This is a genomic window from Stenotrophomonas sp. ESTM1D_MKCIP4_1 (assembly GCF_003086895.1).
Lineage (GTDB): Bacteria > Pseudomonadota > Gammaproteobacteria > Xanthomonadales > Xanthomonadaceae > Stenotrophomonas.
This window is the reverse complement of sequence record NZ_CP026004.1, coordinates 1,563,553-1,576,974: the sequence shown is the minus strand read 5'-3', so window position 1 is coordinate 1,576,974 and position 13,422 is coordinate 1,563,553. Positions and strand designations below refer to the sequence as shown.

The window sequence follows — 13,422 nt, the reverse complement described above, 5'->3', positions numbered from 1 at the left end:
ACGTGAACCCCGACCATACGCCTACATCATGTCGCGCTGGTTTGAGACTGATCACGTCGCCTCATGCTGCCGCCCGCGCCAGGCCGCGACGGCTCAGTACGAAGGCCCGGCCGGCGCGGCGTACTGCTGGTTGACCCGGTCTTCCCGCTCGCGGCGCAGGGCTGAGCACCGATCCCGGGCCATGGACATCTGGGAATCTGCGGCGACCCGCTCCGAACTCAATGACTGCTGCAGGCTGGAAATCTGCGCGCGGATGCCCGATTCGAGGGTGGCATTGGACAACGCGGCGCGGCCTTCCGGTGGCGCGCTGCGGGCGGCCGCCAACTGCCGGTCCAGTTCGGCAACCTGACGGTTCGTCGCCTGCGCACGCGATTCGAGCGGACCATAGATGCGCGACTGTTCGCCCTGCAGGCAGTTGCGCTCGGCGATACCCGCATCGCTCATGCCGGTGGTGCGGTACACCGCCGCGCGGTTGGACGCTTCCCCCGCGCTCTCGGAGGCAGCGCGGTTCGAGCGCAGCTTCATCGGCGCGCTGCCTGCACCGCAGGGAACCTCCGAATAGACCGTCTCACCCGACGCGCCCTTGCATTTGTAGACCTGCGCCGATGCCATGGGTGCCAGCAACAACAGCGCCACGCCAATACCGAACTTCGCGTTCATCCAGACCTCCTGTCCGTGGCCATGCCGGCCCGCTGGGTCCTACGTTATGACGGAACCCTGGCGGTGGCAAAGCCCAGACCCGCCCGAGCGACCCGGTTCCGTTCATGCAGCGCATCGGCCAGCACCTGGATTTCCGCGCGCATGGCCAGCACCTGCAGCCACTGCGCCGGGATGCCTGCGGCACCGTGGAAGGCCCCGGCCAACTGGCCGAGCACCGCAGCGGTGGTATCGGCATCGTCGCCCAGGTTGGCTGCTTCCAGCACCGCAGCGGCGAAGCTGTCGTGCCGGTGGAAGCACCAGAACGCGGCCTCCAGGCTGTCTACCACGTAGCCGCTGCCACGGATCTGCTCGCGGCTCGCCTGCCGGTACGTTCCAGCGGCAATCTGCTGCAGGCGCTCGCCCTGTACCGGCACATCACGCAGGTCCAGCACGGCCTGCTTCGATTGCCCATCCAGCGCACGCTCGACCGCAGCGGCCAGCAGGCGACACGCATCCAGGCACTCGCGCGCCGCATGGGTGGTGCGTGAGCTCTGCTCGGCCATCGGCAGCAGTTCCGGTGTGCGCGCATAGCGCAGCACCACCGGCGCCAGACGCATGATTGAACCATTGCCGGCACTGCGCGGATCGTCATTGCCCGACAGCGGATCACCGCTGAGCAGGAACTGATCGATGGCCGCGCGCGTGGCCATGCCGATGTCGAAGCATTCGCCCGTCGCACTCCAGTAGCCGTTGCGGTACCAGTTCGCGTAACGGGTCATCTGGTCGCGCGCATCGAAGTCGTCGCACCGCACCAGGCTCTCAGCCAGGCACATCGCCATCGATGTGTCGTCGGTCCACTGCCCTCGCTTCAGATTGAACGGGCCGCCGCCGACCATGTCGGCGAGGGGCGGGAAGCTGTCGCGTGGTTTGAATTCCACCGTGGTGCCGACGGCATCGCCGCAGGCCAGTCCGAGCAGAGCGCCACGGAAGTTGCCGATCTGGTTCATGGCATGAGTGTAGCCAGAGGCAGCATCAGGTGTTCCCGGACACCCGTCTCAGTTCGAGCGCAGCAAACGTGTACCAGGCAAATGCAGGCAGCAAGGCGATGCGCTGGGTCAGCCCGTGCCAGGGCTGCGGATCGATGCCAGACAGCATCAACCACAGATAGAGCATCCCCAGCAGCGAGATCACGCGCGCCATCCAGGCGATACGCGTGGAGGCATCAGCACCGAGTTCGACCAGGAACAACAGCGGCGTCAGGATGGAAAAGATGCCGATGGAGTACATGCCATGCAGCGGGCTTCCCGTGGTGAACACCCCGTTGCTGAGCATGGCCACGCCGAACATCGTTGAGGTGAGCGCGGTGAGTGCGAAGCGGCGGCCCCACCCCAGCAGCGCAAGGCTGAAGACGATGATGGCCACACCATTGACCGAGATGCAGGCCGTCAACATGGTCGCGGGCAGGCCCGGCATCAGGCCCATTTCGCTGAGGTGCTGCGACAGCGAGCTGTAACCGGGCACGGTGAAGCCGAACGCGATCGCGGCGAGCATTGCGCCAAGGGGGAGGTAGATCGCCTGCCGGATTGCCAGTGCGCGCACTGCATGCCCCTCTTCCTGAGTGTGAAGGCGGACGTTAGCAGGGGCGCTGGTGCGCCAGCAGTGCGGTTTGGCAGGGGGCCGCGCAAAGAAAAAGCCCTGACCGGAGTCAGGGCTTTTCAATTGGAGGCCTCAAGCGGAATCGAACCGCTGTAAACGGATTTGCAATCCGGTGCATAGCCACTCTGCCATGAGGCCAACGTACTGCGGCCAGGAACGGTGCCCCTGACATGACAAAACCCCGCGATGGGGCTTGTCGAAACATGGAGCGGGAAACGAGACTCGAACTCGCGACCTCAACCTTGGCAAGGTTGCGCTCTACCAACTGAGCTATTCCCGCGTAAGCCGTCATGGTACCGGAAATCCGGAACACACACCAGCGATTTCACCTTTCTGACTGCGCGTAAAGCCTTGTGGCTCAACGTGCCCCGCCTTGCCGTGGCGGGAGAAAAACAAGGCCCCTACCGGGGCCCTGTAGAATCTGGAGCGGGAAACGAGACTCGAACTCGCGACCTCAACCTTGGCAAGGTTGCGCTCTACCAACTGAGCTATTCCCGCAGATTCCGTTCGACCTGCGTCGAAGGAGCGCTATTGTGTCCAAATTCCTTCACGTCGTCAACAGTCTTCACACACCGTAATCCGCGCCTGGCGCGATGGGATACCCTGCCCCGCCCGGACACCTGCGCCCATGTTCCTGCACGGCAAGCCTCTGCTGATCTCCCTGCTGCTGCACCTGCTGGTGGGCGCACTCTATTGGACGCTGATGCCGCTGGGCATGAACTGGTATGGCGAGCATGTCGGTTTCAGCGCGCGCGGCAACACCGGCCTGGGACTCGCGCAGTACTACGCGTTCGTGCTGTTCCTCGGCGCACAGCCACTGGTTGCGGTACTCCGGCCGGTTGCAGCCAAACTGGTGGTGCTGGCCATCCCGCTCGCATTCGCTGCCTGGACACTGATGCACAACAACCCGCTGCGCATGCTGTACTTCACCATCGGACCCGGCGCGCTCGCACTGGCCGCGATCACCGTCAGCGCGCGCTTCGCCGCGCGCACTACCGCCTGCAGCGCCAGCAAGGAGCCCGCGCATGACTGACAAGCACACCCGGTGGTACTGCGTGGCCGCCGCCATCATCTGGATGGCGGTGATGGCCGCGCTGATTCATGCCGGCGCGCAGCATGACTACTGGCTGCAGCGCAGTCTCGATCCAGACGCGCCCCAACCCTATGCCACCGGCAAGGTGGCTACGTTCGCTTTGATGAGCACGGTCGAGATCGCCGTTGTCATGCTGATCGTGCGCCCCTGGCGATGGCATCGGCTCTGGCTGCGCCTGCTGATCGCCTTCGTGGTGCTGCTGGCGTGGACGCTGCCGTTGGCGATGGGCGCAATGCACCAGTCGCCGGTCTACGGCACGCACCTGCTGTGGTTGATGCTGCTGGATCTGGGCCTGTTCCTCGCCCTGTGGTCGGTGACGTCGATCAGCGTGTGGCAGGCGCTTCGCGCCCGTGCTGAAGCGCAAACGAAAAACGCCCCCTTGCGGGAGCGTTCTTCCTGATCTGGAGCGGGAAACGAGACTCGAACTCGCGACCTCAACCTTGGCAAGGTTGCGCTCTACCAACTGAGCTATTCCCGCAGATTCCGTTCGACCTGCGTCGAAGGAGCGCTATTGTGTCGATATTGCTGCACGGCGTCAACAGGATTTTTCAGCTGATCCGCACCACATCGTTCAGTTTCGCAGCCGGGTCGTTCCACCGCCGCGGGGCTGCTGGAAGAACCGCCGTGCAGAGCGATGATGGATCGGAAACGGTAGGGCCGTACAACGAAAAACGCCCCCTTGCGGGAGCGTTTTTCTTGAATCTGGAGCGGGAAACGAGACTCGAACTCGCGACCTCAACCTTGGCAAGGTTGCGCTCTACCAACTGAGCTATTCCCGCTTGGGAGGCGAAATTCTACCTGTTCCGCGAATGACGTCAAGCGGTTTTTTCAGGGGAGTTTCGCCGCGCTTCGGCAATGCGTATCCACGCATGGCGTGGATCTACTACGGAGCCCGATGCATGGCCGTAGGGTCGGACCCCTTTCCCGCGGAAAGGGCTCCGACCCTGGGGCTCAGTTGCCCAGCTTCTTCTGCCGCGAACGCTCGCGCGCGGCACGCTCGTCTTCGCGCAGGCTGGGCCAGGCGGCATGCAGGTACTGCAGGCCCGACCACAGCGTCAGCACGGCGGCAATGGCCAGGGTCCAGTCGCCGATGTGGAACACCGGCGGCCCCATCCAGATATCACTGACCGGCACGTTCGGTGCAACCGAGTACAGCAGGCACAGCAGCGCCACCATCTGCGCGGTGGTCTTGACCTTGCCGATCATTGCCACGCGCACCTTGGCGCGCTGCCCCAGTTCGGCCATCCACTCGCGCAGGGCCGACACGGCGATTTCACGACCGACGATGACCGCCGCCCAGAACGCCATCCACGGCGTCGGGTGCCCCTGCACGATGAGGAACAGCGCCACGGCCACCATCAACTTGTCCGCCACCGGGTCGAGGAAGGCGCCGAACGCCGATTCCAGCTTGTACCGCCGCGCGATCCAGCCATCGAGCCAATCGGTGATGGCGGCCAGGCCGAAGATCGCCGCGGATGCGAAATTGGTCCAGGTGTAGGGCAGGTAGAACACCAGCACCAGCACCGGGATCATCACGATCCGCAACAACGTCAGCCAGGTGGGCAGGGTCAACTTCATGCGGCTTGCTTCTCTCTCTACTCGGCCGGGTCAGGCGTGGCCAACCCGTGCAGGTTAGCGTAGATGCGTGCAGCGAGGGCGTCATTGATGCCCTCCACCTTGGCGATTTCCGCTTCGCCGGCAGCTTTCAGGCCGACCAGGCCACCAAAATGCTTGAGCAAACTGGCGCGTCGGCGCGGGCCGATACCGGGGATGTCTTCCAGCTTGCTGGTCATCCGGGCCTTCTGCCGGCGACCACGGTGGCCGGTGATGGCGAAGCGGTGTGCCTCATCGCGCACCTGCTGGATGAACTGCAGCGCAGGGTTGGCCGCGCCCGGCCGCAGCTCGCGGCCATCGGGCATCACCAGGGCTTCGTGGCCGGCGCGGCGCTCCACGCCCTTGGCCACACCCACCAGCAGCACGCCTTCCACGCCCAGGTCGGCCAGCGCGGCCTGTGCCTGGGCCAGCTGGCCGGCACCACCGTCGATCAGCAGCACGTCGGGCAGCACGCCCTGCTCTTCCACCGCGCGGCGGAAGCGGCGGTCGATCGCCTGGTGCATGGCGGCGTAGTCATCGCCGGGTTCGATGCCGCTGATGTTGAAGCGGCGGTACTGTGCGCGCACCGGGCCGGCCGCATCGAACACCACACACGATGCCACGGTGGCCTCGCCCATGGTGTGGCTGATATCGAAGCATTCCACCCGTTTGACCGGCTCGGCCAGGCCCAGCATCTCGCGCAGCGCTTCGCTGCGTGCGTGCTGCGCGTTGCGGCTGTTGAGTTCGGTGGCCAGGGTCAGCTGCGCGTTGCGGCTGGCCAGCTCAAGGTAGCCGGCGCGCTCGCCACGCACGTTCCACTTCAGCTGCACCTTGCGCTCGGCCGAGGCGGAAAGTGCGGCCACCAGCAGGTCGGCATCGGGAATCTGCCGGTCGAGCAGGATCTCGCGCGGCGGCTCGAATTCGATGTAATACTGCGACACGAACGCGGCCAGCACCTCTTCCGGGCTGTCTTCGCCGTTGGTGCGCGGGAAGAAGGGGCGCGTGCCGAGGTTGCGTCCATCACGGAAGGCGAGCAGCAGCACACAGGCCTGCGAGCCCTGCATGGCCACGGCCAGCACATCCAGGTCGGCGGCACGGCCATCGACGTACTGGCGGGTCTGCATGCTGCGCAGCGACGCGATGAGGTCACGCAGGCGCGCGGCCTGCTCGAACTCCAGCGCCTCGCTGGCGCCCTGCATCTGCTCGCCCAGCTCGCGGGTCAGTTCGTCGCTCTTGCCTTCCAGGAACAGGGTGGCGCGACGCACCGATTCGGCGTACTCCGGTGCGGGCACCAGATCCACGCAGGGGGCGCTGCAACGGCCGATCTGGTACTGCAGGCAAGGCCGCGAACGGTTGCGGAACACGCTGTCCTCGCAACTGCGCAGCTTGAAAAGCTTGTGCATCAGGTTCAGCGTTTCGCGCACCGCGGTGACACCGGGGTACGGCCCGAAATAACGCCCGGGAATCGCGCGTGGGCCACGGTGAAGCGCAATGCGCGGCCAGTCCTCGCGGGTCAGCAGCACATGCGGGTAGGTTTTGTCGTCGCGCAGGGACACGTTGTAGCGCGGTGACAGCGACTTGATCAGCTGGTTTTCCAGCAGCAGCGCCTCGCCTTCCGAACGTGTGACGGTCACGTCCATGCGCGCGATCTGCGACAGCATCGACATGATGCGCGCGTTCTTCGGGCTGCCGTTGAAGTAGCTGCCCACGCGGTTGCGCAGCGCGCGCGCCTTGCCCACGTACAGCAGCGTGTCGTCGGCCGCGTACATGCGGTAGACGCCGGGGGCGGTGCTCAGCTGGGCCGCGAAGGCCTTGCCGTCGAAGGCCGGTGCGGTGACGTCGGTCATTCGCTGATCGGCACTTCGCTGAGCACGCCACTGTCCGGGTCAAAACGCAGCACGGCGTGTGCATCGGTCTCAGCGATCCACACGGCACCAGCGCCCACCGCCAGGCCCGCCGGACCGTGCAGGCGACGCGGCAGCGGCTGGGTGATCAGATCACCGCCCCCCAGGCGCAGGGTGCGCAGGCGGCCGTTGCCGGTGTCGGCGATCCACAGCACGGGAGCGTCCGGGCTCAGCGCGATGGCCTGCGGGTACTGCAGGCTGGCCTGTCCGCGCGGGCCGTCCTCCGCGCCGAAGCGCCACGTGCCCTGCCCGACCAGGGTCTGTACCAGATCGCCACGCAGCTGCACCCCCCGGATGGAAGAACCCAGTGCATCGGCCACGTACAGCACCTGCTGCACCACGGCCAGGCCGGTGGGCTGGGCGAAGGCGGCCATGTGGCCACTGCCATCGCGCTCGTCGATGGCGCCACTGCCGGCGCGCCACTGCAGGCTGCGCAGGCCCAGGTGGAAGCTCCACAGGCGGTTGTCACCGGCCATGGCGATGTGCAGCTGGTTGTCGGCGATGGCCAGGCCGACCGGATGGTCCAGGGCCACCTGCCGCGGCTGTGCGACCGGGCCTTCCACCGGCGTGCCGGGACGACCGTTGCCGCACAGCGTATCGACCTGGCTGGTGGCCAGGTTGATGCGACGCACGGCATGGTTGCCGGTATCGGCCACGTACAGCGAGTCGCGCTCAAGCACCAGCCCCTGCGGGCGGTGGAACGCGGCTTCGGCCAGGTTGCCGTCCATGAAATCGGCGGTGCCCAGCCCGAACTGGCGCAGCACGCGTCCGCCGTGGCTGCACTCCAGAATGCGATGGCGACCGCTGTCGGCGATGTACAGGCGATCCCGGTTCACTGCCAGCCCGGTGGGGAAACGCAATGGATGCGGCAGTTCCGGATGCAGTTCGCTGCCTCCGCGCGACGGTGCCAGTGGCGCGTTCTCGCAGAGATCGGTCAAGGCGCGTTCCAGTTCGCCGGGCGCGCCCTGGCCAACCAGGCGCTGCTGCTCGCGCCCCTGGGCATCGAGCAGGATGACGGTCGGCCAGGAGGTCACGCCGAAGCGGCGCCAGCCATCCCAGTCAGCATCCAGCAGCGCCGGCATCGACAGGCCCTGCCGGCGCAGCAGCTTCAGCGCAGCGCCTGCGTCGCGCTCGAAATCGAAGCGCGGCACATGCAGCACCAATGGCTGCAGCCGACCGGGGTTGCGTGACAGCCATTGGCCGAACTCGGCCAACCGCTGCATGCTCCAGGCCGATGCGGCGTTGACGAACAGCAGCGCGACCGGGCGGCCACGCAGTTCGGTCAACGTGCAGGGGGCGGCATTGAGCCAGGTGGCAAACTCGGGCAGATCCTGGACGGGCTGGGCGTTCATGGCCTGATTATGCCGGACTCGGCGTCATGCAACAGTCGTGCCACGACACGTTCTGCAGCCTGGTCGACCATCGTCCACACCTGTTCAAAGTGGTCCTGGCCGCCGGTATAGGGATCCGGGATGGCCGGGGCGCCCTGCCCCCCGGACCAGGGCAGGTACAGCGACAGCCGCTCGCGCCGGGCAGGCGCAGCCACCCGCGCGGCGTCGCGCAGGTTGGCCTCGTCGGCGCAGAGGATCCAGTCGAAACGGTCGAAATCCCCTGGCTGCAGCTGGCGCGCACGCAGGCCACCGATGTCCACGCCATGGCGGGCGGCACAGGCGATGGCTCGCCGGTCCGGCGGCTCGCCCACGTGCCAGTCGCCGGTACCCGCCGAATCGACGTGCACCCGGCCCGCCAGTGGCGAGGCCTGCAGGCGGGCGCGCAATGCCCCCTCGGCCATCGGCGAACGGCAGATGTTGCCCAGGCAGACGACCAGCAGGTTCATCGCACCGCCATGGACTGCAGCAGGGCCTCGGCACGGGCCAGGTCTTCGGGCGTATCGATGCCCGGCGGGAAGGCTTCGGGCGAGATCGCCACGCTGATCGGGAAACCGGCTTCCAGCACGCGCAGCTGTTCCAGCGCCTCGACCTGCTCGAGCTGGCCCGGCGGCATCGCCGCGAACTGCTGCAGGAAGCCGGCGCGATAGCCGTAGATGCCGATGTGGCGCAGCCAGCGATGGCCTTCCGGCAGCGCCTCGCGGCTGCGCGCGAAGCCATCGCGATGCCAGGCGATCGGCGCACGGCTGAAGTACATCGCCTCGTTGCGGACGTTGCGCACCAGCTTGACCACGTTCGGGTCGAACAGGGTGTGGGCGTCCTCGACGGTCGTGGCCAGGGTCGACATGGGTGCGTCTCCCTCGACCAGCGCCTGCGCCACGGCGCGGATGCCGGCGGCCGGGGCGAACGGCTCATCGCCCTGCAGGTTGACCACCACGGTTTCGTCGCACCAGCCGGCGATGCGCGCGCACTCGGCCAGGCGGTCGGTGCCGGAGGCATGCTCGACCGCGGTCATGGCCACCTTGACCTCGCCCAGTCCATCCAGCGCGTCAGCGATGCGCGTGTCATCGGTGGCCACCCAGACCTCGCGGGCGCCGGCCTGAAGCGCGCGGCGCGCCACATGCAGCACCAGCGGTTCACCGCCCAGCAGGCGCAAGGGCTTGCCCGGCAGGCGCGAGGCGGCGAAGCGGGCCGGAATGGCGACAACGAATTCGGTCATGCGGGCGGTACTCGGCAGGCGCGATACGGGAGGGATGCGGCCGGCGGCAGGCGATTGCAAGCGCCGCGCGGTCGCTCAGTTCGGGCGCAGCTTGTCCAGGCGGTCGGTCAGGGCCACCCAGAAGGCGGCCGGCAGTTCGGCGCGCAGCGGCACTGCATAGTGCCAGTCATTGCCGAAGGCGCGGCACTTCACCGCATCCTTTTCGGTCATCAGCACCGGCAGCTGGCTGCCGAAGGACAGGTCCTGCGGCTGGTAGACCTGGTGGTCGGCAAAGGCATGCGGCACCACGCCGATGCCTCGCGCGCGCAGCATGTCGAAGAAGCGCTGCGGGTTGGCGATGCCGGCCACGGCGTGCACACGCTGGCCGGCGAAGTACGCCAGCGGGCGTGGCCGGCCACCGGGCAGCGGCTGCGCGCTGTCGATGTGCAGGGCCATCGGCCACTGGCCGAAGCCGCAGGCCTGGGCCGCTGTGGCTTCATCGGCCTGGCCGAGGTTGACGACACGGAAGTCGCATTCGTCGGCGCGGCTGACCGGCTCGCGCAGGGGGCCGGCGGGAATCATCCGGCCGTTGCCGTAGCGGCGCTGGGCGTCGATCACTTCGATTTCGATGTCGCGCTGCAGGCGGTAGTGCTGCAGGCCGTCATCGCAGACGATGACATCACAGCCGGCCGCGATCAGTGCCTTGCCCGCAGCCACGCGGTCGCTGTCCACGCGCACCGGCACGCGGGTCTTCCACGCGATCAGCACCGGCTCGTCACCACCCAGCGCGGTCGGCGTATCGGCCTCGACCCAGCGCGCCTTGTCCGCCTCTTCGCGGCCGTAGCCACGGCTGGCCACGCCCGGCGTCCAACCGGCTGCGCGCAGGCGTTCGACCAGGGCGATGGTCAGCGGCGTCTTGCCGGTGCCGCCAGCGGTGATGTTGCCGACCACGATGACCGGCACAGGCAGTGCATGCCGCTTCAGCCAGCCACGGCGGTACAGGCGCCGGCGCAATGCCGCCACGCCTGCGTAGACCGGTGCCAGCAGCCGCATCGGCCATGGCACCGGGCTGCCGTCGTACCAGTACGGCGGGGTCTGGGTACCCTTGCCTGCCATCAGTCCTGCCTTTCGCGGAACTGCATGCTGTGCAGGTGCTGGTACAGGCCCCCCATTTCCAGCAGCTCCCGGTGGGTACCCCGTTCGACGATGCGGCCGTGGTCCATCACCAGCACCTGGTCGGCGTGTTCGATGGTGGACAGGCGATGCGCGATCACCAGGGTGGTGCGTTCAGGCATCAGGCGCTGCAGCGCGTCCTGTACCAGGCGCTCGGATTCGTTGTCCAGTGCGGCGGTGGCTTCGTCCAGGATCAGGATCGGTGCGTCGCGCAGGATCGCGCGCGCGATGGCCAGGCGCTGCCGCTGGCCACCGGACAGCAGCGCGCCGTTCTCGCCCACCGGGGTCTGCAGCTGCTGCGGCATGCGTGCGATGAACTCCCACGCATTGGCCGCTTCGGACGCCGCACGGATCTGCTCGTCGGTCGCTTCCATGCCATAGGCGATGTTGGCGGCGATGGTGTCATCGAACAGCATGACCTTCTGCCCCACCATGGCCACCTGGCGGCGCAGATCGGCCAGCGCGTAGTCATCCAGCGGCACGCCATCGAGGGTGATGACACCGCCGCTGGGCTCGTAGAAGCGCGGGACCAGGCGGATCAGGCTGGTCTTGCCGCTGCCGGAACGGCCGACGATGGCGGTGACCGTGCCGGGCTTGGCGACGAAGGTGATGTCATCCAGGGCGATGCCACTGTCGGCACGGTAGCGCAGCATGACGTGGTCGAAGGCCAGCTCGCCGCGGGCGCGCTGCAGCGGCGTGCGCCCGGCATCCCGCTCGACCGGCATGTCGATGATGCCGAACAGGCGTTCGGCGGCAGCCACGCCGCGCGAAATCGAGGTCTGCACGCTGGTCAGGCGACGCAGCGAGGGAATGATGGCCATCATCGAGGTCATCAGGCCCATGAACTGGCCGGCATTGAGCTTGCCGGCCAGTGCTTCGCGGGTGGACACCCAGACGATGACCGCCAGCGCCAGCGCGGCGAGGAACTGGACCACGCTGGAGGCGGCCGCACGGGTCACTTCCACCTTCATGTTCAGCGCCAGCATGCGGTTGGCCAGGCGCGAATAGCGGCTGATCTCGTGCTGCTGGGTGCCGTGCACCTTCACTTCCTGCTGCGCGGCCAGCGACTGTTCGGCGGTCTGCGCCATGGTGCCCATGCCGTCCTGGATGCCGCGGCTGATGCGCCGGTAGCGCTTGCCCACGTAGGACACGATGGCGCCGATCAGCGGCACCACCAGCAGCATGGCCAGGGTCACCTTGACGCTCATCTGCAGCATCACCACCAGCATGGCGATGATGGTGAGGGTGTCGGCCACCATGGTCTTGAGCGCGTCGGCGCTGGCCTGGGTGACCTGTTCGGTATCGAAGTTCAGGCGGCTGACCATCACCGGCGTGGCTTCGGTATCGAAGTGCGAGGACGGCAGGTGCAGGTACTTGTCCAGGACCTGCTCACGCAGGTCGCGGACCACGCTGCGGCCGGTCTTGGCCAACGTGTAATCACTGACCCAGGTGGCCAGGCTGCGCATCAGGAACAGGCCGAGGATGGTCAGCGGCAGCACGACGGCAGCGCGCGGCTGCGGGTCGACGAAGCCTTCGTTGACCAGCGGCTCCATCAGCTTGGTGAAGTGGTAGCCGGCCAGGGCCTCGACCACCATCGCGATGACGGCGGCCACCATGAACACCCAGTAGGCCCGGGTATAGCCGAGCAGGCGTTTGTAGATCGGCCACACTGGCGCGTGATTGGAACTCATGGACGCACCTCTGGCGCTGTTGCGATGGCGATACGACGGAAGCCGAGCTGGCCCAGCGCATCCTGCGCGGTCACCACGGCCTGGTAGGGAGTGCGCGCGTCGGCGCGCAGCAGCACGGTCTGTTCGCGATCGGTGCCGGCCACCGCGGCGATGGTCTGCTTCACCGATTCGACATCGGTGCGCAGCACTTCCTGGTCGTTGACGAAGTAGCGGCCGTCGGCGTTGATCAGCACGCTGAGCGAACGCGGCGGCTCGTTGGTCTGCTGGTCGCTGGCGGTCGGCAGCTGCACCTGCAGCGTCGAGCGCGCGTCGAACGTAGTGGTGACCACGAAGAAGATGATCAGCACCAGGATGACGTCGATCAGCGGAACCAGATCGATATGCGGCTCATCCTGGGATCGGTCGTTGCCGATGCGCATGGATCAGGCCTTGGCCGTGGCAGGGGCGGCAGCACGCGGTGCCGGTGCGGGGTTCATCACCCCCGGGCGACCATCCAGCGTATCCAGCAGGGCACTGGCTTCCTGTTCCATCTCCACCACGTAGCCGTGGATGCGGCCCTTGAAGAAGCGATGGAACATCAGCGCCGGGATGGCCACGATCATGCCCGTGGCCGTGCACACCAGCGCCTTGCCGATGCCGCCGGCCAGCTGGTTCACATCGCCCACGCCGTGGTCGAGGATGCCCAGGAACATCTGGATCATGCCGATGACCGTGCCCAGCAGGCCCAGCAGCGGGCCGGCCGAGGCGATGGTGCCCAGCGCATTGAGGAAACGTTCCATGCGGTGGACCAGGTGCCGGCCGGTATCCTCGATGCGCTCGCGGATCTGGTCGCGCGGACGGTTGCGCGCTTCCAGCGCGGCAGCCAGCAGCGCGCCCAGCGGCGAATTCGCACGCAGGGTCTGCAGGTGGGCGGGATCGAGCTTGCCGCGCGCGGCCCAGTTGCGCACTTCCTGGCCCAGGCCAGGCGGCAGCACCTCATTGCGCCGCAGGGACCAGAAACGCTCCAGGACGATCGCCAAAGCCAGTACGCCCAACAGCAGCAGCGGCACCATCGGCCAGCCACCGGCCTTGACCAGTTCCCACACGT

At 67.2% G+C, this 13,422-nt stretch carries 14 protein-coding genes and 5 tRNA genes; 2 read left to right on the top strand and 17 right to left on the bottom strand.

The annotated features are described in order from the left end of the window. Positions 1-93: 93 nt before the first annotated feature. The 6 genes from C1924_RS07295 to C1924_RS07270 all read right to left on the bottom strand — a co-directional run bounded on the left by C1924_RS07295 (position 94) and on the right by C1924_RS07270 (position 2,793). Positions 94-660, bottom strand: coding sequence for a DUF4124 domain-containing protein (locus tag C1924_RS07295; RefSeq protein ID WP_108764693.1), 567 nt, complete (start codon positions 658-660; stop codon positions 94-96). A 44-nt stretch (positions 661-704) separates the two neighbouring features. Beyond that, positions 705-1,646 carry an ADP-ribosylglycohydrolase family protein gene (locus C1924_RS07290; RefSeq protein WP_108764692.1) on the bottom strand — a complete coding sequence of 314 codons (942 nt, stop codon included), beginning with the start codon at positions 1,644-1,646 and terminating at the stop codon, positions 705-707. A gap of 25 nt (positions 1,647-1,671) precedes the next feature. Beyond that, the gene (locus C1924_RS07285) at positions 1,672-2,238 is read right to left on the bottom strand and encodes a DUF998 domain-containing protein (RefSeq protein ID WP_159094764.1); all 567 of its coding nucleotides are present in this window, start codon (positions 2,236-2,238) and stop codon (positions 1,672-1,674) included. 121 nt (positions 2,239-2,359) lie between these two features. Then, positions 2,360-2,433 (bottom strand) — tRNA-Cys (locus C1924_RS07280). A 66-nt stretch (positions 2,434-2,499) separates the two neighbouring features. Further along, positions 2,500-2,575, bottom strand: a tRNA-Gly gene (locus C1924_RS07275). Between the two features lie 142 nt (positions 2,576-2,717). Next, positions 2,718-2,793 (bottom strand) — tRNA-Gly (locus C1924_RS07270). A gap of 130 nt (positions 2,794-2,923) precedes the next feature. On the opposite strand from C1924_RS07270, the gene C1924_RS07265 reads away from it, so the two are divergent. Beyond that, complete coding sequence (locus C1924_RS07265; protein WP_108764690.1) at positions 2,924-3,328, top strand: hypothetical protein; 405 nt, start codon at positions 2,924-2,926, stop codon at positions 3,326-3,328. A gap of 22 nt (positions 3,329-3,350) precedes the next feature. After that, a complete protein-coding gene (locus C1924_RS07260; RefSeq protein WP_343125674.1) occupies positions 3,351-3,788 on the top strand; it encodes a hypothetical protein in 438 nt (145 codons plus the stop codon). 2 nt (positions 3,789-3,790) lie between these two features. Here C1924_RS07260 and C1924_RS07255 read toward each other — a convergent pair. The 11 genes from C1924_RS07255 to C1924_RS07205 form a co-directional block, all read right to left on the bottom strand. Further along, a tRNA-Gly gene (locus tag C1924_RS07255) sits at positions 3,791-3,866 on the bottom strand. Between the two features lie 225 nt (positions 3,867-4,091). Beyond that, positions 4,092-4,167: transfer RNA gene (locus tag C1924_RS07250), tRNA-Gly, on the bottom strand. Positions 4,168-4,339: 172 nt separating this feature from the next. Further along, positions 4,340-4,966, bottom strand: a complete 627-nt coding sequence (gene pgsA / locus C1924_RS07245) for a CDP-diacylglycerol--glycerol-3-phosphate 3-phosphatidyltransferase (protein WP_108764688.1) — start codon at positions 4,964-4,966, stop codon at positions 4,340-4,342. A gap of 17 nt (positions 4,967-4,983) precedes the next feature. Further along, positions 4,984-6,828 (bottom strand): excinuclease ABC subunit UvrC, encoded by a 1,845-nt coding sequence (gene uvrC, locus C1924_RS07240; RefSeq protein WP_108764687.1) that lies wholly within the window; start codon positions 6,826-6,828, stop codon positions 4,984-4,986. Further along, a complete protein-coding gene (locus C1924_RS07235; protein WP_108764686.1) occupies positions 6,825-8,237 on the bottom strand; it encodes a hypothetical protein in 1,413 nt (470 codons plus the stop codon). Before C1924_RS07235 ends, uvrC begins: the two co-directional genes overlap by 4 nt. After that, positions 8,234-8,722 carry a low molecular weight protein-tyrosine-phosphatase gene (locus C1924_RS07230; protein WP_108764685.1) on the bottom strand — a complete coding sequence of 163 codons (489 nt, stop codon included), beginning with the start codon at positions 8,720-8,722 and terminating at the stop codon, positions 8,234-8,236. The genes C1924_RS07235 and C1924_RS07230 overlap by 4 nt, the downstream gene beginning before the upstream one ends. Then, positions 8,719-9,492 (bottom strand): 3-deoxy-manno-octulosonate cytidylyltransferase, encoded by a 774-nt coding sequence (gene kdsB, locus C1924_RS07225; protein ID WP_108764684.1) that lies wholly within the window; start codon positions 9,490-9,492, stop codon positions 8,719-8,721. Before kdsB ends, C1924_RS07230 begins: the two co-directional genes overlap by 4 nt. A 75-nt stretch (positions 9,493-9,567) precedes the next feature. Next, entirely contained in the window at positions 9,568-10,587 is a 1,020-nt protein-coding gene (gene lpxK / locus C1924_RS07220; RefSeq protein WP_108764683.1) for a tetraacyldisaccharide 4'-kinase, read from the bottom strand. After that, positions 10,587-12,335, bottom strand: coding sequence for a lipid A export permease/ATP-binding protein MsbA (gene msbA, locus C1924_RS07215; protein WP_108764682.1), 1,749 nt, complete (start codon positions 12,333-12,335; stop codon positions 10,587-10,589). Before msbA ends, lpxK begins: the two co-directional genes overlap by 1 nt. Beyond that, entirely contained in the window at positions 12,332-12,754 is a 423-nt protein-coding gene (locus C1924_RS07210; RefSeq protein WP_108764681.1) for a biopolymer transporter ExbD, read from the bottom strand. The genes msbA and C1924_RS07210 overlap by 4 nt, the downstream gene beginning before the upstream one ends. A gap of 3 nt (positions 12,755-12,757) precedes the next feature. Continuing rightward, positions 12,758-13,420, bottom strand: a complete 663-nt coding sequence (locus tag C1924_RS07205) for a MotA/TolQ/ExbB proton channel family protein (protein WP_108746355.1) — start codon at positions 13,418-13,420, stop codon at positions 12,758-12,760. Positions 13,421-13,422: the final 2 nt, after the last annotated feature.

What these genes read in the sequence shown, in the direction of transcription:
- C1924_RS07295 (WP_108764693.1), bottom strand. Translation starts at nt 660, where the DNA reads ATGAACGCGAAGTTCGGTATTGGCGTGGCGCTGTTGTTGCTGGCACCC.
- uvrC (WP_108764687.1), bottom strand. Translation starts at nt 6,828, where the DNA reads ATGACCGACGTCACCGCACCGGCCTTCGACGGCAAGGCCTTCGCGGCC.
- msbA (WP_108764682.1), bottom strand. Translation starts at nt 12,335, where the DNA reads ATGAGTTCCAATCACGCGCCAGTGTGGCCGATCTACAAACGCCTGCTC.
- C1924_RS07265 (WP_108764690.1), top strand. Translation starts at nt 2,924, where the DNA reads ATGTTCCTGCACGGCAAGCCTCTGCTGATCTCCCTGCTGCTGCACCTG.
- C1924_RS07290 (WP_108764692.1), bottom strand. Translation starts at nt 1,646, where the DNA reads ATGAACCAGATCGGCAACTTCCGTGGCGCTCTGCTCGGACTGGCCTGC.
- pgsA (WP_108764688.1), bottom strand. Translation starts at nt 4,966, where the DNA reads ATGAAGTTGACCCTGCCCACCTGGCTGACGTTGTTGCGGATCGTGATG.
- C1924_RS07230 (WP_108764685.1), bottom strand. Translation starts at nt 8,722, where the DNA reads ATGAACCTGCTGGTCGTCTGCCTGGGCAACATCTGCCGTTCGCCGATG.
- kdsB (WP_108764684.1), bottom strand. Translation starts at nt 9,492, where the DNA reads ATGACCGAATTCGTTGTCGCCATTCCGGCCCGCTTCGCCGCCTCGCGC.
- C1924_RS07235 (WP_108764686.1), bottom strand. Translation starts at nt 8,237, where the DNA reads ATGAACGCCCAGCCCGTCCAGGATCTGCCCGAGTTTGCCACCTGGCTC.
- C1924_RS07210 (WP_108764681.1), bottom strand. Translation starts at nt 12,754, where the DNA reads ATGCGCATCGGCAACGACCGATCCCAGGATGAGCCGCATATCGATCTG.
- lpxK (WP_108764683.1), bottom strand. Translation starts at nt 10,587, where the DNA reads ATGGCAGGCAAGGGTACCCAGACCCCGCCGTACTGGTACGACGGCAGC.